At 69.4% G+C, this 16,380-nt stretch carries 15 protein-coding genes; 2 read left to right on the plus strand and 13 right to left on the minus strand.

Annotated elements, in window-relative coordinates:
• Positions 1 to 91 precede the first annotated feature (91 nt).
• Complete coding sequence (locus tag AB0I35_RS18795) at positions 92 to 1,066, plus strand: 5'-3' exonuclease (protein ID WP_357397347.1); 975 nt, start codon at positions 92 to 94, stop codon at positions 1,064 to 1,066.
• Positions 1,067 to 1,145: 79 nt separating this feature from the next.
• On the opposite strand, the gene AB0I35_RS18800 is transcribed toward AB0I35_RS18795, so the two are convergent.
• From AB0I35_RS18800 to AB0I35_RS18860, 13 genes are all read right to left on the minus strand, one after another.
• The gene (locus AB0I35_RS18800; RefSeq protein ID WP_357397349.1) at positions 1,146 to 1,907 is read right to left on the minus strand and encodes a DUF4333 domain-containing protein; all 762 of its coding nucleotides are present in this window, start codon (positions 1,905 to 1,907) and stop codon (positions 1,146 to 1,148) included.
• A gap of 88 nt (positions 1,908 to 1,995) precedes the next feature.
• Complete coding sequence (locus tag AB0I35_RS18805) at positions 1,996 to 4,698, minus strand: RNA helicase (protein WP_357397350.1); 2,703 nt, start codon at positions 4,696 to 4,698, stop codon at positions 1,996 to 1,998.
• Positions 4,699 to 4,701: 3 nt separating this feature from the next.
• On the minus strand, positions 4,702 to 5,655 hold the full coding sequence (tatC, locus tag AB0I35_RS18810) for a twin-arginine translocase subunit TatC (RefSeq protein ID WP_181696416.1): 954 nt from the start codon (positions 5,653 to 5,655) through the stop codon (positions 4,702 to 4,704).
• Positions 5,656 to 5,750: 95 nt separating this feature from the next.
• Positions 5,751 to 6,017 (minus strand): Sec-independent protein translocase subunit TatA, encoded by a 267-nt coding sequence (gene tatA / locus AB0I35_RS18815; protein WP_357397352.1) that lies wholly within the window; start codon positions 6,015 to 6,017, stop codon positions 5,751 to 5,753.
• Positions 6,018 to 6,109: 92 nt separating this feature from the next.
• Positions 6,110 to 7,138, minus strand: coding sequence for a 2-dehydropantoate 2-reductase (locus tag AB0I35_RS18820; protein WP_357397353.1), 1,029 nt, complete (start codon positions 7,136 to 7,138; stop codon positions 6,110 to 6,112).
• A complete protein-coding gene (locus tag AB0I35_RS18825; protein ID WP_357397354.1) occupies positions 7,135 to 8,112 on the minus strand; it encodes a YafY family protein in 978 nt (325 codons plus the stop codon). Before AB0I35_RS18825 ends, AB0I35_RS18820 begins: the two co-directional genes overlap by 4 nt.
• Positions 8,109 to 9,104, minus strand: a complete 996-nt coding sequence (locus AB0I35_RS18830) for a YafY family protein (protein ID WP_357397355.1) — start codon at positions 9,102 to 9,104, stop codon at positions 8,109 to 8,111. Before AB0I35_RS18830 ends, AB0I35_RS18825 begins: the two co-directional genes overlap by 4 nt.
• Before the next feature lie 65 nt (positions 9,105 to 9,169).
• Positions 9,170 to 9,532 (minus strand): VOC family protein, encoded by a 363-nt coding sequence (locus AB0I35_RS18835; RefSeq protein ID WP_357397356.1) that lies wholly within the window; start codon positions 9,530 to 9,532, stop codon positions 9,170 to 9,172.
• Between the two features lie 79 nt (positions 9,533 to 9,611).
• On the minus strand, positions 9,612 to 11,105 hold the full coding sequence (locus AB0I35_RS18840) for a long-chain fatty acid--CoA ligase (protein WP_357397358.1): 1,494 nt from the start codon (positions 11,103 to 11,105) through the stop codon (positions 9,612 to 9,614).
• Between the two features lie 82 nt (positions 11,106 to 11,187).
• On the minus strand, positions 11,188 to 12,384 hold the full coding sequence (gene pcaF / locus AB0I35_RS18845; protein ID WP_357397378.1) for a 3-oxoadipyl-CoA thiolase: 1,197 nt from the start codon (positions 12,382 to 12,384) through the stop codon (positions 11,188 to 11,190).
• Entirely contained in the window at positions 12,384 to 13,541 is a 1,158-nt protein-coding gene (locus tag AB0I35_RS18850) for an acyl-CoA dehydrogenase family protein (protein ID WP_357397360.1), read from the minus strand. Before AB0I35_RS18850 ends, pcaF begins: the two co-directional genes overlap by 1 nt.
• Positions 13,542 to 13,556: 15 nt before the next feature.
• Positions 13,557 to 14,309: a 3-oxoacyl-ACP reductase FabG gene (gene fabG / locus AB0I35_RS18855; RefSeq protein ID WP_357397361.1), complete on the minus strand. Its 753-nt coding sequence runs from the start codon at positions 14,307 to 14,309 to the stop codon at positions 13,557 to 13,559.
• 16 nt (positions 14,310 to 14,325) lie between these two features.
• Positions 14,326 to 15,477, minus strand: a complete 1,152-nt coding sequence (locus tag AB0I35_RS18860; RefSeq protein ID WP_357397362.1) for an acyl-CoA dehydrogenase family protein — start codon at positions 15,475 to 15,477, stop codon at positions 14,326 to 14,328.
• Positions 15,478 to 15,612: 135 nt separating this feature from the next.
• Here AB0I35_RS18860 and AB0I35_RS18865 point away from each other — a divergent pair, with 135 nt between their 5' ends.
• Positions 15,613 to 16,248 (plus strand): TetR family transcriptional regulator, encoded by a 636-nt coding sequence (locus AB0I35_RS18865; protein ID WP_357397363.1) that lies wholly within the window; start codon positions 15,613 to 15,615, stop codon positions 16,246 to 16,248.
• The last annotated feature ends 132 nt before the right edge of the window (positions 16,249 to 16,380 follow it).

Below are 16,380 nucleotides of genomic sequence, written 5' to 3' on the forward strand. Positions count from 1 at the left end.
GGGCGAAACGCACCACAACGGCCGCCGAGCGCGACGGCCGACGCGGCACCGATCTCGCTCACCTGTCGGAGCCACAGGGCACAATCACCAGGTGACCGTTGCCGAGAGCACCCGTGGACCCCTGTTGATCCTCGACGGCGCCAGCCTGTGGTTCCGCGCCTACTACGCGATTCCCGACAAACTGCGCGGCGCCGACGGCCGCTCGGTGAACGCGGTGCGCGGCTTCACCGACATGGTCGCCTCGCTGATCACCAAGCACCGGCCGAGCAGGCTCGTCGTCGGGCTGGACCTGGACTGGCGCCCGCCGTTCCGGGTGGCGCTCGTACCGTCGTACAAGGCGCACCGCCTCGACACCAGCAGCACGGCGGCGCCAGGCGCCGAGGAGGTTCCCGACACCCTCACCCCGCAGGTGCCGATGATCCTGGACGTGCTCGCGGCGGCCGGGATCGCCACCGGCGGCGCCGAGGGGCTCGAAGCCGACGACGTCCTCGGCACTCTCGCCCACCGCGAGCGCACCGATTCCGTGGTCGTCGTCAGCGGCGACCGTGACCTGCTGCAACTGGTCCGCGACGACCCGGCACCGCCGGTGCGGGTGCTCTACGCGGGCCGTGGCCTGGCCAAGGCCGAGCTGTACGGGCCCGCCGAGGTGTCCGCGAAATACGGTGTGCCCGTGGTGAACGCGGGGCCCGCCTACGCCGATATGGCCACGTTGCGTGGCGACGCCTCCGACGGGTTGCCCGGCGTCGCGGGCATCGGCGACAAATCCGCCGCCCAGCTCATCTCCCGATTCGGCTCCCTCGACGCCCTGATGGCCGCCGTCGACGATCCCGCTTCCGATCTCGCCAAGGGCGTACGGGCCAAACTCGTTGCCGCACAGGACTATCTGAAGGCCGCCGCGCCGGTGGTCCGGGTGGTCTGCGATGCCGATGTCGAACTGTCGGGGCCCGACGCCCTGCCCGCGGTTCCCGCCGACCCGGAGCGGCTGCGCGAACTCGCGGCCGCCTACAACGCCGAGAGCCCGATCACCCGGTTGATCACGGCGCTGGCCGCCGCGCACACCGAGTGAACGACGCCGGGCCGTCCGCATGCAGTGCGGGCGGCCCGGAAACCACCTGGCGGTAGGCTGAAAACCGCTGTACGACAGCCTAGTTGGGGCGGCCGACTTCGTAGGTACCGTCTTCCTTCGTGATCTTCACGGTGACCTTCTTGTCCTCACCGCTGACCTTCAGGTCACAGGTGAAGGTCGCGTCGACCTCGACCTTCTGACCCGACGGGCACGACACATCGGAGACGTCCGCGATGCCGTAGGAGCCGGTGAGCACCGAGGAGACACCGTCCTGCACCGCCGACTGGTCGAGCTCGTCGGCCGAGAACACGACGACCAGCAGGCCGATCACGGCGGCGATCACCAGCACACCGGCCACGACGAGGCCGATGATCAGGCCCTTGCCCTTACCTTTGCCCCCGGGACCCTGCTGGGACTGCTGCGGCTGCTGACCCCACTGCTGGTGCGGCTGCTGACCCCACTGCTGGGCGCCCGCGGGCTGCTGCGCGTTCCAGTCCTGCGGCGGTGGCTGGGTCTGACCCCACTGCTGCTGCGGACCCGTCGGCTGCTGCGGCTGCGGCTGGCCCCACTGCTGCGGCTGCTGGGGTTGCTGCGGCTGACCCCACTGCTGCTGAGGCTGCTGGGGCTGGCCCCACTGCTGCTGCTGCGGTTGCTGTCCGGCGTTGGGGTCACCCCACTGCTGGGTCGGCTGAACGCCCTGGGGCGGCTGCTGCGGCGGCTGTGCCGCACCACCCCAGTGCTGGGTGGGTCCGGCGCCACCGGCCCCCTGCTGACCCCCCCAGTGCTGGGTGGGATCGTTGCTCCCCTCCCCTGGGCCGTTCGGTCCGTACGGGCCGCTCATCCACTCGCCTCCACTCGCATAGTTGTACACACGGTAGCCCCCCGCGCCAGGCCGGCTACGCCAGGAAATCAAATCACAGACGAAACATCTACGCGGCGTCCACCGCGACGACACCCCGTCGGACGGCACGCACGGCCTTGGCCGCGGTGCTCGCGATCTCGGTATCGTCCGCGGTGTTGTGGATCTGGTCGAGCAGGTCGATGACCTGCCTGCACCAGCGCACGAAGTCGCCCGCCGACATCACGCTGCTCTGGTCGCCGCTGGCCAGCAACGCCTCGGCCAACGCGTCGCCGCGCGCCCACTTGTACACCCCGTTCACGAACCCCAGGTCGGGTTCGCGGGTGGGCGGCAGCTTGTGCCTCGCCTCGTCGGCACGCAACTGCCCCCATACCTCGATGGTCGCGGCGACCGCGCGCCGGATGGGGTCGGTCGGGCCGTGCGCGGTGAGCAAGCCGGACTCCTGCCGCGATTCGTACACCAGCGCGGACACCACTCCGGCGAGCTCGGCGGCACCGAGTCCACGCCACAGCCCCTGCCGCAGGCATTCCGCGACGACGAGGTCGCTTTCGGCGTAGATGCGGGCCAGCCGCCTGCCGTCGGGCGTCACTTCACCGTGCTCGACGAAACCGCGCTCCTCGAGCAGGCCGACGATGCGGTCGAAGGTGCGCGCGAGGGAATTCGTCGTCGCGGCAACCTTCTGGCGCATCGACTCGGTCTCACGCGCCAGCCGCGCGTAGCGCTCGCCGATGCGGCTGAGCTGTTCGCGGTCCGGCCTGCTGTGCGCGGGGTGGGCGCGCAGGCTGCGACGCAGGGTGGCCAGCTGCCGGTCCTCGCCCGCGCGGGCGTGATCGTTGCGCCTGTGCCTGCCACGGCCGGGCGCCGAGATGCCGGTTCCGCGCAGCGCCGAGGCGAGGTCGCGGCGGATGCGGGCGGTGCGGTGGTCGACCCGGCGTGGCAACCGCATGTGCCCGAGAGGTTCGGCGGGGACGGGGAAGTCGGCGGCGGAAATCCTTCCGGCCCAATGGTCTTCGGTCAACACGAGGGGCCGTGGGTCGCCGGGGGTCTGATCGGGTTCGAGGATCACCGCGAGCCCCGCGCGCTTGCCCGACGGGATCGCGACCACATCGCCGCGCCGCAATTCGATCAGCGCGCGCACGGCGGCGCCGCGCCGGTCGGCCCGCCCCTGTTGCTGGATGTCGCGCTCGCGCTGCTTGATCCGGTCACGCAGCGACAGGTACTCCATGAAGTCACCGTCGACGCCGCCGAGCTGGCTCTCCAGCTTGCGCAACGCGCCCTGGTTCTTCTCGATACCGCGCACCAGCCCGACCACCGAGCGGTCGGCCTGGAACTGGGCAAAGGACCGTTCCAGCAGGTTGCGGGCGTCTTCGGCGCCCATCCGGTCGATCAGGTTGATCGACATGTTGTAGCCGGGCCGGAAGGAACTGCGCAGCGGGTAGGTGCGGGTGGAGGCCAGACCGGCGACCGCGCTGGTGTCGACCTCGGGTTGCCACAGCACCACCGCGTGGCCTTCGACATCGATACCGCGCCTGCCCGCGCGACCGGTGAGCTGGGTGTACTCGCCGGGGGTGAGTTCGGCGTGCGTCTCGCCGTTGAACTTCACCAGGCGCTCGAGCACCACCGTGCGGGCGGGCATGTTGATGCCGAGGGCAAGGGTCTCGGTGGCGAACACGGCCCGCACCAGGCCCTTGACGAACAGTTCCTCCACCGTGTGCCGGAAGGCGGGCAGCATGCCCGCGTGGTGGGCGGCGAGCCCACGCTGCAGCGCCTCGCGCCACTCCCAGTACCCGAGCACTTCGAGATCGGCCTTGGGCAGGTCGCCGGTGTGCTTTTCGATGATCTCGTCGACGAGTTCGGCATCACCCGGCCTGCTCAGATCGAGCCGGGCACGCAGGCATTGGGCCAGCGCGCCGTCGCAGCCCGCCCGGCTGAAGATGAAGGTGATGGCGGGCAGCAGCCCTTCCTCGTCGAGGCGGGCCAGCACCTCCGGCCGCGGCAACGGCCGGAAATTGCCCCGGGCGCCGCGGCCACGCGGACCGCCGTACCCGTGCATGCGGTCGCTGGCCTCGCGCTGCCGGATGAACCGGACCAGGTCCTCGTCGACGACGACCTTCTGATCGCTGGATTTCGTGTCGAACAGGTCGAACATCCGCTTGCCGACCATCACGTGCTGCCACAGCGGCACCGGGCGCGTCTCGTCGACGACCACCGCGGTGTCGCCACGCACGGTCTCCATCCACGCGCCGAACTCCTCGGCGTTCGACACCGTCGCCGACAGGCTCACCAGCCGCACATCGGGCGACAGATGCAGGATCACTTCCTCCCACACCGCGCCGCGGAACCGGTCGGCCAGATAGTGCACCTCGTCCATGACGACGTACGACAACCCGCGCAGCGCGTCGGAGGAGGCGTAGAGCATGTTGCGCAGCACCTCGGTGGTCATCACGACCACGGGCGCGTCGGGGTTGATGGACTGGTCACCGGTGAGCAGGCCGACGCTGTCGCGACCGTAGCGGGCGGTGAGATCGGCGAACTTCTGGTTCGACAGCGCCTTGATCGGCGTGGTGTAGAAGCACTTGCCGCCGGAGGCGAGAGCCAGATGCACGGCGAACTCGCCGACGATGGTCTTACCCGCGCCGGTGGGCGCACAGACCAGCACACTGTGCCCCTCTTCCAATGCCTCGCACGCGGTGCGCTGGAAGGGGTCGAGGTCGAACGAGATTTCGCTGGCGAACTGCGCCAACTCGCTGGTCCGCGCGGGAGAATCGGTCACATCTCAGAGCGTATCGGAGTAGTCCGACACCGGTCGCTCTGTTTTTCGTGCGTCCTCGACGGGTCCGCTCGGCGCGACCGGATCGGGGGTGCCGAGCGGCGAGGCCTCGTCGTCGGACAGCCCGGCCAGGCCGTCGGCGGCCGCACGCCTGGCCCGGCGCGCGTCGTTGAACCGGGCGAACTGCACCGCCAGCTCGAACAGCACGGTCAGTGCCAGCGCGAGCGCGAGCATCGAGAACGGGTCCTGCGGAGTGACGATCGCGGCGAAGACGAACAGGCCGAACACGATGCCGCGCCGCCACGCCTTGAGCTTCACGTACGGGAGCACCCCGACGAGGTTGAGCCCGATGACGATCAGCGGCGTCTCGAAGCTGACACCGAAGATGATGAGCAACTGGATGATGAACCCGAAGTACTGCGTACCGCTGAGCGCGGTGATCTGCACGTTGTCACCGATGGTGAGCAGGAACGACAGCGCGTGCGACACGACGACGTAGGCGAGCACGGCGCCGGTGACGAACAGCACCGATCCCGCGCCGACGAATCCGAACGCGTACCGGCGTTCCTTGGCGTAGAGGCCGGGGGTGATGAACGCCCACAGCTGATACAGCCAGAACGGCGCGGCCAGCACCACACCGGCGGTGAAGCCGACCTTCAGGCGGAGCATGAACTGTTCGAACGGCCCGGTCGCGAGCAGTCGGCAGGCACCGTCGGGGGTCAGGGTGGCGCGGGCGGAGGCGGGCAGCTCACAGTAGGGGCCGCGCAGGATCTCGCCGAGGCTGTCGAGCCCGAACAGCGGGGTGGCGTACCAGAAGAAGCCGAGCAGGGTGGTGACCGCGATGGCGGCGAGGGCGAGCAGCAACCGGGTGCGCAGCTCCTGCAGGTGCTCGACCAACGACATGGTGCCGTCGGGATTCGTCCTGCGCTTGCTGCGCCGTGGATCGAACGGGATGCGCATGGTTGGTGTGGCCTCTAACCCTCGGTTCGGCGGATGCTCGGCAAACAGCACAGCGCCCCGGAGCGGCCGCTACCGCCCCGGGGTGACTACGTGGGTCAGAGCGTCTTGTGCTGCGGCTGCGGCTGCGCGACCGGAGTGGCCTGAACCTGCGGAGCCGAGGCGGGCAGCTGCTGCTGTGGCGCCGCGTCGGTGGGCGTGGTGGCCGTGGCCGACGACTCGGCCTGCATCTGCCCGACCTCGCTCTTGAAGATCCGCAACGACCGGCCGAGACCGCGCGCCGCGTCCGGCAGCCGCTTCGCACCGAAGAGCAGGACGAACAGCAGCGCGATGATCAGCAGGTGCGACCAGCTGAACGTTCCCATTATGAGTTACCTCCAAAGACTGTGGTGATTACCGATGCTACCCGTGCTCGGAGTTTCGTGGACCCGCACCCGTGGAGGTGTTCGCCACCCGTTCAACGGGCGACGGCGCGTGCGGCGGCGGTCAGTTCGGCGAACAGGCGGCTGCCGCTGAAGCGTCGTTCGTCACCGGATTCGGCGGCCCGGATCAGTTCCACGAGCCTGCGGTTGACCGGTGTCGGCCGCCCGACCATCTCCCCGAGGCGCACGATTTCCCCACACAGCCAAGCGATTTCGGTGCGTTTGCCACGGGCCAGGTCGTCGGCCATCGATGACCGCGCCACCGGGTCGATGGCGAGGACCCGGCCGAACACCCGCCGGAACAGGGAGTCGGGGACGCGCAGCAGATGCACCATCAGTTCCGGTGGCACCGGGGTGAGCTGAGCGGGCCGAATTCGCGCAGTGTTCATCACCGCGAGGGCTTCGGACTGGGTGAGGGCGAGGCAGCGACGGTAGTCGCGGTCGGCCAGTTCCTCGCGCAGCGGCCTGCCCGACAGCGCGTTGATCGGGTTGTTGAGGTTGAGCAGGAGTTTGGCCCACTGGACGGGCCGCAGGTCGCGATGGCGGCGCAGCGGCAGTCCCGCCTCGCGGAAACGGTCGGCGAACCGGTCGACGACCGGGTCGTCCTGGATGGCGACGACACCGTCGCTTGCCCGGTGGAACCGGCCCTCGCCCCGGTGCACCACGTTGAACATCACCATGCCCGCCAGGACCACACTGGTCGGCAGGATCTCGCGGATGACGGTGTCGTTGCCGATGCCGTTCTGCAGACTCACCACCGGTGTGCCCGGGCGTAATCGCCCAGCGACGGCACGCGCGGCGGCGGCCGTGTCGGCGGATTTCACGGTGACCAGGACGAGGTCGGCGCGTTCGGGTTCGTCGGGGGCGAGCGCCAGCCCGAACCGGTCGGGCCCGACTTCGGTGGCGCCGCCGTCGAGGTCGGTCAGACGCAGACCGTGTTCGGCGATGTCGTCGAGGACCCGCTGACGTCCGACGAAGATGACTTCCATACCCGCCGCGGCCAGCTGACCGCCGACGAAAACCCCGACGCTACCCGCGCCGAGGACGAGGACTCGCTGACTCACGCGGGTTCGGTCTCCCCCAGCAGTCCGGCCGCCGCGTAGGCGGCCAGAGCGGCATCGGCGCGCTCACGCACCGCCGAGACCAGGTCGGGCGGTCCGAGCACACTCACGCCGGTGCCGAACCCGAGCAGCAGCCGTGCCATCCAGTCGGCCGAGGCGAACCGCATGCCCGCCTCGATGCTGCCGTCGGGGCGCGACCGGATGCGGTGCATCGGGTACTGGTCGAGCACCCAGGCGTAGTCCGCGCGGATGCGTAAACGGGCGAGCGGAACGTCGGGGTCGTCCTGGAACAGGTCGAGCGCGGCGGCGTCGGCGGCGGCGTGGCTCGGTGGGCGGGCCGGTTCGTCGAGTTCGGTGGCGTCCTCGATGCGGTCGAACCGGAACAGCCGGACGCCTTCGGCCTGACGGCACCAGGCCTGCAGGTAGCTGTTGTTGTCGACGAGCACCACCCTGATCGGGTCGACGACGCGTTCGGAGACCTCGTCGCGGCTGGCCGAGTAGTACACCAGGCGCAGTGCGTGCGCGTCGGCGAGGGCGGCGCGCACGGTGGCCACCACCGGCCGCTCGACGGGCACCTGCGCGGGCGGGCGACTGACATCGCCGCCCGCGATGGCGGATTCGATCTTGGCGATCGCGGCGTGCGCGGCGGTCGGGTCGACCATGCCCGGCATCTCGACGATCGAGCGCAGCGCCACCAGCAGCGCGGTGGCCTCGGTGGAGGTCAGGCGCAGCGGGCGTTCGATGCCCGCCGAGAAGGTGACCTCGATGCTCTCCTCGGAGAACGACAGGTCGATGAGGTCGCCGGGGCCGTAGCCGGGCAGCCCGCACATCCACAGCTGGTTGAGGTCGCTCATCAGCTGTTTGGTGGTGACGCCCAGCTCGGCTGCGGCCTCGGCGGCGCTGATGCCGGGGTGCGCGAGCAGGTAGGGCACCATGTTCAGCAGGCGTGAAAGTCGTAGGGACAGGCGCGAACTCACGATGTCACCTCCGTGTGGTCCAGTACCGACCGTAGCCGGTTCATCACGTCGGCGCGCAATTCCGGTGGATCGAGCACCAGCACATCGGGGCCGAGGCCGGTGATGAGCCGGGCCACCCAGTCGCGTGAGCGGACCGGGACCGCGAGCACCGAGCCCGGGCGTCCGCCGAGGTCACGGATGTCGACCTCGGTGCCGATGCGGCGCAGTTCGCGGCCGCGACCCTTGGCGACCCACACGGTGGCCGTCCCGGTGACGGGCGCGTCGCCGGTGACCCGGTCGACGATGGCGCGCAGGTCGGCGTCGGCCGGTTTGTGTACCGCGTTGACCGGCCCGTACGCCTTCACCTCGCCCCCGATCCGCGAGAGCCGGAACGTGCGCACCGCGTCGCGTTCCCGGTCGTGGCCGACCAGGTACCAGCGACCGTGGCGGGTGACGACACCCCACGGTTCGACATCGCGGGTGACGAACGGGTCGGTGACGGCGCTGTGGTGCCCGAACCGCACCGCCTGTCCCGCGTCGATGGCGGCGAGCAGTTCGCGCAGCACCGGTTCGGAGCCTCGCGTGCGGGCGGGCACCGCGGGCACCGAGACGCCCACGTTGTCGGTCTCCACGGTGACGCCGGCCGCCCGCAACTTCAGCAATGCGCCTTCGGCGGCACCGGCCAGTTCCGGCGACGCCCACATCTGCACGGCGACGGCGACGGCGGCGGCTTCCTCGCTGGACAGGTCGATATCGGGCAGCTCGTAGGCGTCGCGATTGATCCGGTAGCCCTCCAGCGTCGAGAAGCGACCCACCGGACCTACTTCCAGCGGGATGCCGAGGTCGCGGAGTTCGTTCTTGTCGCGCTCGAACATCCGGCTGAACGCCTCGTCGGTCGCGGACTCCTCGTAACCTGCCACGCTGTCACGGATACGTTCCGCGCTCAGGAACTGCCGGGTCGACAACAGCGCGATGACCAGATTCATCAGCCGCTCGACCTTGGATATCGCCACCCGATAGAGGGTAATGGTCGAGGGCGTCGGCTCGCGCGGCGGCGCACGATTGCCGTCGACCGGCCTCAGGCGCCGTCGATCACCAAGCAGAACGGGTGCCCCGCCGGATCGATGAGGACACGCCAGCGATCCGGTTCCGGTTGTACCTCGGCTCTGGTGGCGCCGAGCGTCAGCAGCCGGGCTTCGCCTTCGTCGAGGTCCGGGACCGCGAAATCGAGGTGGCACTGCTGCGGTGTCTGCTGTCCCGGCCACTGTGGTGGGCGGTAGTCGGCGACGCGCTCGAAGCCGAGTGATACTCCGTTCGGGCCGGTCAGCTCGATGTACTCGGGATCGGAGTCGGGGCTGCGCTCGAAGCCGGTGGCCCGCGCGTAGAACTCGGCGAGCGCATCCGGGTCGGGGCAGTCGATCGTGACGGCGGCCAGCTTCATCCATACCTCCTGCATCGATGGCGAGAAGTACCTGTCCTCCGAGCGTGGCACGACGAACGGCTTCTCGCCACGGCATCGGTCATTCCCCGGAACCGAAACGCTGCCGCAATTCCCGTTTGAGCACTTTGTGCGTGGGCCCGAGCGGGAGTTCGGTGACGAACTCGACGCGGCGCGGGTACTTGTACTTGGCGACCCGGGATCTGGCGAATTCGATCACCTCCTGCTCGCTCACCTCGCCGTCGGGCACGACCACGGCCACGATCTCCTCGCCGTAGTGCTCGTCCGGCACCCCGATGACCGCCACCTGGGCGACCCGCGGATGCCGTATCAGGGCTGCCTCGATCTCGGTGGGATACACGTTGAAACCACCGCGCAGGATCATCTCCTTGATCCGGTCGACGATGCGGATCCGGCCGGTCTCGTCGCGGGTGCCGAGGTCGCCGGTGCGGAACCAGCCGTCGACCACGGCGGCCGCCGTGGCCTCGGGTCTGCCGGTGTAGCCGTTGAACACGTTGTGGCCGCGCACGACCACTTCGCCGACCTCGCCCACCGGCAACAGCTCGATGCGGTCGGCGGTGTCCGGGTCGGCGATCTCCACGTCGACTCCCCACACCGGATGTCCGACGGTGCCCGCCTCGGTTCCGTAGATCGGCTGGTTCACCGCCGCGGTCGGTGAGGTCTCCGACAAGCCGTACCCTTCGAGCACCGGTGCCCGGAACAGTCGTTCGAATTCCTCGAGCACCGCGACGGGCAACGCCGCACCACCGCTGACACAGAGTTTCAGCGCCGGCAGTGCGGTGGCGTTCGCCGCGGCCTCGATCAGCGACAGGTACATCGTCGGTACCCCGTGGAACAGGTTGACCCGTTCGGCTGTCATCAACGCGATCGCCGTCGCGGCATCGAATCTCGGCATCAGCACGAGGGTGCCGCCGACGCGCCAGTGCGAGTTCATCGACACCGTCTGCCCGAACACATGGAACAGCGGCAGGGCACCTAGGGCGATGTCGTCGCGGTGGATCTCGTTGGCGTCGAAGGTGTTCACCGTCGCGCACATCACCATGTTGAGCTGGCTCAACTCGGCGCCTTTCGGGGTACCGGTGGTGCCGCTGGTGTAGAACACCACGGCCGTGTCGAGCGGCCCACGGGAGACGAAGTTCGGGATCGGCTCGCCGACAAGGTCTTCCGGCGCCACCACCTCGATTCCGGCGGCCCGCGCGGCCTCGCCACCGGTCTGGGCCACCATCGGGTGGCAGATGAGCAGGTGGGCGCCGCTGTCGCGCAGGACGTATTCCATCTCCGGTGCGGTGAGCAGCAGATGTACCGGAACGACTGTCGCGCCCGCGGCGAGAATCGCGAAGTAGGCGCGCGGGAAGTCGGCGGTGTTCGGGCAGAGCAGTGCCACCCGGTCACCGGGTCGCACCCCCCGCGCGATCAGCGCGCCCGCCTGCGCCCGGGCTTGCCGCCAGAGTTCGGCGAAGGTGATGCGGTGCTCGCCTTCGATCAGGGCGAGATGGTCCGGGCGGCGGCGAGCGGGTTCGGCGAGGATGCTCGCCAGAGAAAGAGTGGCGTTCACGGTATTCCTTGTTTCGACGGCATTGGCGAGATATCGGCCCGACCCTGCGGGTGCGGACCGCTGCGGTGGTGGTGTGGGCTGGTCAACGTCGCAGATGAACAGCCAGCCCTTGGCCTACGCCCACGCACAGGGTGGCGATCGCGTGGTGCGCATCGCGGTCGGCCAGTTCGAGCGCCGCGGTGAGCGCCAGGCGGGCGCCGCTGGCCCCGAGCGGATGGCCGAGGGCGATCGCCCCGCCGTTCGGGTTGATGTGCTCGGCGTCGTCGGGCAGACCGAGCGCCCGCACCACCGCGAGCGCCTGGGCGGCGAAGGCTTCGTTGAGCTCGATCACGTCGACGTCACCGATGCCGAGACCCGTTCGGGCGAGGAGCTTGCCGACCGCCGGAACCGGACCGATGCCCATCGTGCGCGGTGGCACGCCCGCCGCCGCGACCGCACCTACGCGGGCGAGCGGGGTGAGACCGTAGCGGTGTACGGCGGCTTCGGAGGCGAGCAGGACCGCCGCGGCACCGTCGTTGATGCCCGAGGAGTTGCCCGCGGTGATCGACCCGCCCGTCACCACCGGTGGCAGGGCGGCGAGCTTGTCGGCGCTGGTCTCGCGCGGATGCTCGTCGCGCTCGACGACGACCGGTTCGCCCCGCCGCTGCGTGACCGGGACCGGCGTGATCTCGCGAGCGAGACGCCCGCGCGCGATCGCGGCCGCGGCCCGCTGTTGCGAGCGCAGCGCGAAGGCATCCTGATCGGCGCGGGAAACGCCGTGCTCGTCGGCGACGTGCTGGGCCGTCTCGGGCATGGTGTCGGTGCCGTATCGCGCGTGCAGGCGCGGATTCACCAGCCGCCAGCCGAGAGTGGTGTCGGCCAGCTGGGCCGAACGATCCCAGGGCGCAGTACTTTTGGGCAGCACGTAGGGCGCCCGCGTCATCGACTCGACCCCGCCGGCGATCACGAGATCGGCATCCCCCGCCCGGATCGCTCGCGCCGCGTACCCCACCGCGTCCAGCCCCGAGGCGCACAAACGGTTCACGGTGACGCCCGGCACGCTGACCGGCAGCCCGGCCAGCAAGGCCGCCATCCGCGCGACGTTGCGGTTGTCCTCACCCGCCTGATTGGCGCAGCCGAGCACCACATCGTCGACGGCTGCCCAGTCCACCTCCGGAAGCCGTCGCACCAGAGCCGAAATCACCTGTGCGGCCAGGTCGTCGGGCCGCACCCCGGCCAGTGCGCCGCCGTAGCGGCCGAACGGGGTTCGCACACCGTCGACCAGATACGCGGTGGCCATCACAAACCCATGTTCTTGGCGATGATCATCTTCATCACCTCGCTGGTGCCGCCGTAGATCCGGTTCACCCGGTTGTCGGCGTACAAGCGCGCCACCGGGTATTCGGTGATGTAGCCGTAGCCGCCGTGCAGTTGCAGGCAGCGGTCGATCACCCGCGAGGCCACCTCGGTGCAGAACAGTTTGGCCGACGCGGCGTCGGCGGGGGTGAGCTCGCCGCTGTCGAGTGCGTCGAGGGCCCGGTCCACCACCGCTTCGGCCGCGTCGACCTCGGCCTGGCAGGCGGCCAGCTCGAACTTGGTGTTCTGGAACTGTGCGACCGGCTGACCGAAAACCTTGCGGTCCCTGGTGTATTCGAGGGCGAAGCGGATCGCCGCCTTCGCCTGGGCGTAGGCACCGAGCGCGATCGACAGCCGTTCCTGGGGCAGGTTCTGCCCCAGGTAGCCGAATCCTTTGTGCGGCTCACCCAGCAGGTCCGACACGGGCACCCGCACCTCGGCGAAGGACAGTTCCGCCGTGTCGGACACCTTCAGCCCGAGCTTGTCCAGCTTCCGACCGACCGCGTATCCCGGCGAGCTCGTGTCGACGGCGAACAGTGAGATCCCGTGTCTGCGATCGGTATCCGAGGGCGGCGCGGTGCGGGCACAGACGATCACCCGGTCGGCGTGCACCCCGCCGGTGATGAACGTCTTCGCGCCGTTGAGCACGTAATGCGTACCGTCCTCGGACAATTGGGCGGTCGTGCGCATGCCGGCCAGGTCGGAGCCGGTGCCTGGTTCGGTCATGGCGATGGCGAACATGATCTCGCCCGACACGAACCCCGGCAGCCAGCGTTGCTTCTGTTTCTCGGTGGCGAGGTTCTTCAGGTAGGGCAGGCACAGCCCCACGTGCACACCCGATCCGCCGAAAGACACACCCGCACGGGCCGTTTCCTCGAGCAGGACAGCCTGGAATTTGAACGAATCGATACCGGCGCCACCGTATTCCTCGGGCACCTCGATCCCGAAGACACCCAGTTCGGCCAGCTCGCGATAGAACTCGCGCGGCACGATGCCCGCCTCGTACCACTGGTCGTATACGGGCACGACCCGCGACTCGATGAACGCGCGCACGGTTTTGCGGAACGCTTCGTGCTCGTCGGTGAAAACAGTTCGCTGCATGATGATCTCCGCGATTCAGAGACGGCGTCCGCCGTCGACGTACAGGGTTTGTCCGGTGACGAATCCGGCGTCGTCGGAGGCCAGGAACGCGACCACGTTCGCGATGTCGGCGGGGGTGCCTACGCGGCGCAACGGGGTGATTTCGGCGGTCTTGGCCTGCAGGTCCTCGGCGCGCACACCCATCCGTTCGGCGGTGGCCGCGGTCATCTCGGTGGCGATGAAGCCCGGCGCCACCGCGTTGACACGGATACCGAACGGGCCGAGTTCCATCGCCAGCGTCCGGGTGAGTCCCTGGATACCCGCCTTGGCCGCGGCGTAGTTGGCCTGGCCACGATTGCCGAGCGCCGACACACTCGAGGTGTTGACGATGGCCCCACTTCGGTTGTCCACCATGTGTTTCTGCGCCGCCCGGCTGCACAGGAACGCGCCGCGCAGGTGCACGGACATGACGGTGTCCCAGTCGTCGACCGACATCTTGAACAGCAGGTTGTCGCGCAGCACGCCCGCGTTGTTCACCAGGACGTCGAGGGACCCGAGGTCGGCGACGGTGCGGGCCACCGCGTCGGCGACCTGGGTCTCGTCGGACACATCGCAGCCGATACCGATCGCGGTGCCACCCGCGGCGTTGATCTTTCCGGCGGCCTCCATCGCGGCGTCGGGGTCGAGGTCGACCACGGCCACCGCGCAGCCGTCCTCGGCCAGGCGCGCCGCGGTCGCCGCGCCGATACCGCGCGCGGCCCCGGTCACGAAGGCAGTTCTCGAGGGCATGAGTCGTACTCCTGTGTCAGACAATGGCGTTCACGCCGGTGAGGGCGCGGCCGATGAGCAGTTTCTGGATCTGGGTCGTGCCCTCGTAGAGGGTCAGCACGCGGGCGTCGCGCAGATACTTGGCGACGGGGTATTCGTCGATGTAGCCGTACCCGCCGAACACCTGGATGGCGTTGTTCGCGGCTTTCACCGCGGCTTCGGAGGCGAACAGTTTCGCCATCGAGGCGGCGGTACCGAACGGCTCGCCCCGGTCGACGAGGTCGGCCGCGCGCCACGCGAGCAGTCGTGCGGCCTCGGTCTCCACCGCGATGTCGGCCAGCAGTTCCTGCACGAGCTGGTAGCCCGCGATCGGTTTACCGAACTGCTCGCGTTCACCGGCGTAACGCACCGACGCCTCCAGGCAGGCCCGCGCCACACCCACGCACCCGGCGGCGACGCCGATGCGGCCCTTGTCCAGCGCGCCCATCGCGATGCGGAAACCCTGGCCGAGCTCTCCCAATCGATTCGCGTCGGAGACACGCACGCCGTCGAGGACGAGTTCGGCGGTGGCTTGGCCACGCAGCCCGAGTTTGCCCTTGATCTCGGTCCGGCCGAACCCCGGTGCGTCGGTGGGCACGAGGAACGCGGTGATGCCCTTCGGGCCCGGACCGCCGGTGCGGGCGAACACCAGGGCGATATCGGCCCAGGTGCCGTTGGTGATGAAGATCTTCGTGCCGGAGAGGACCCACTCCGCACCCTCGCGGGTCGCGCGGGTGATCAGCCCCGCCGCGTCGGAGCCGGTGCCCGGCTCGGTGAGCGCGAAACAGCCGAGCCGCTCGCCCTCGCACAGCGACGGCAGGAACCGACGCTTCTGCTCCTCGGTGCCGTAGGCCGCGATCGACTTGCCGACCAGGCCGAGCGAGACCGACACGATGCCGCGCACCGCGCTGTCGCCGCGACCGAGCTCCTCGAGCAGCACGCAGTAGGCGAGCATGTCGCCGCCGGAACCGCCGTAATCCTCCTCGATCCCGATCCCGAGAAACCCCATCGCGCCGAGCTTGCCGACGATCGCGGGATCGACCGATTCCTCGCGATCCCACTGCGTCGCGTGCGGCACGACTTCCTTGTCCACCCAGCTGCGGGCGAGATCGCGCAGATCACTGTGCGCCGACGAGAGTTGGAAATCCACGGGACACTCCTGAACCAAACAGCGTTAGGTTTACTCGCGCACTGTAACCTAACACCGTTCGGTTAATCAAGAGGTAGGTATCCCGCCCGGTGATACGGTTCGTTCCCGAGAAGTTCCCGCAGGAGAGGAGGACGCATGGCCCGGCCGCGCGTACCGCTGTTGAGCCGCGATCGCATCCGCGACGCGGCGCTGGTCATGATCGACCGTGACGGCTTGGCCGACGTCTCCATGCGCAAGCTGGCCGCGGAACTCGGTGTGCAGGCTGCCTCGCTCTACGGCCACTACCCCAACAAGGACGAACTGCTCGACGACATCGCCGCCCGCATCATGAGCCGCGTCGACACCTCAGCCTTCGATACCGCCCCCTGGGACCAGGCCCTGGCCGCCTGGGCCCGCAGCTACCGAGCGGCCCTGGCCGCCCACCCCAACTTCGTGCCCTACCTCGCCGCGGGCCCCGGCCGCCGCTCCGAGAACCTGCGCGCCGCCGACGCCGTCCACGGCGGCCTCGTCGGGGCAGGCTGGCCACCGCGCTACGCCACCATGATCGGTGCGGCCACCCGCTACCTGGTCATGGGCTCCACCGTCGGTTCGTTCGCCGGCGGCTTCGCCGACGACGTCCAGGTCTACCGAGACCGCTACCCCCACCTGAACCAGGCCCACCTGCTCCGCGCCATCGCCGACGAAATCGACGACGACAGCTTCGAGTTGGCCCTTACGGCTTTCATCGCGGGGCTGTACGCGACCCACGCCGCAGTCGTTTCCGCGGACTGACGCCCCCCCAGCCACTCGGCACCACCCAAGTCCGCCATGACCGCACTCCCAGCCCCGCACGACCCGACCTCGAGGAGGGTCCGCCGCGCAGCGGCGTAGCGGCCCGGCCGCGCGAACAGCGCTCGAGATCGG

Source organism: Nocardia sp. NPDC050378, from assembly GCF_040655675.1.
GTDB classification, from domain to species: domain Bacteria; phylum Actinomycetota; class Actinomycetes; order Mycobacteriales; family Mycobacteriaceae; genus Nocardia; species Nocardia coubleae.

Excerpts from the sequence above, each read along its gene's own strand:
- AB0I35_RS18865 (WP_357397363.1), top strand. The coding sequence starts at position 15,613 with ATGGCCCGGCCGCGCGTACCGCTGTTGAGCCGCGATCGCATCCGCGAC.
- pcaF (WP_357397378.1), bottom strand. The coding sequence starts at position 12,384 with ATGGCCACCGCGTATCTGGTCGACGGTGTGCGAACCCCGTTCGGCCGC.
- tatA (WP_357397352.1), bottom strand. The coding sequence starts at position 6,017 with ATGGGAACGTTCAGCTGGTCGCACCTGCTGATCATCGCGCTGCTGTTC.
- AB0I35_RS18835 (WP_357397356.1), bottom strand. The coding sequence starts at position 9,532 with ATGAAGCTGGCCGCCGTCACGATCGACTGCCCCGACCCGGATGCGCTC.
- AB0I35_RS18800 (WP_357397349.1), bottom strand. The coding sequence starts at position 1,907 with ATGAGCGGCCCGTACGGACCGAACGGCCCAGGGGAGGGGAGCAACGAT.
- AB0I35_RS18850 (WP_357397360.1), bottom strand. The coding sequence starts at position 13,541 with ATGCAGCGAACTGTTTTCACCGACGAGCACGAAGCGTTCCGCAAAACC.
- fabG (WP_357397361.1), bottom strand. The coding sequence starts at position 14,309 with ATGCCCTCGAGAACTGCCTTCGTGACCGGGGCCGCGCGCGGTATCGGC.
- tatC (WP_181696416.1), bottom strand. The coding sequence starts at position 5,655 with ATGCGCATCCCGTTCGATCCACGGCGCAGCAAGCGCAGGACGAATCCC.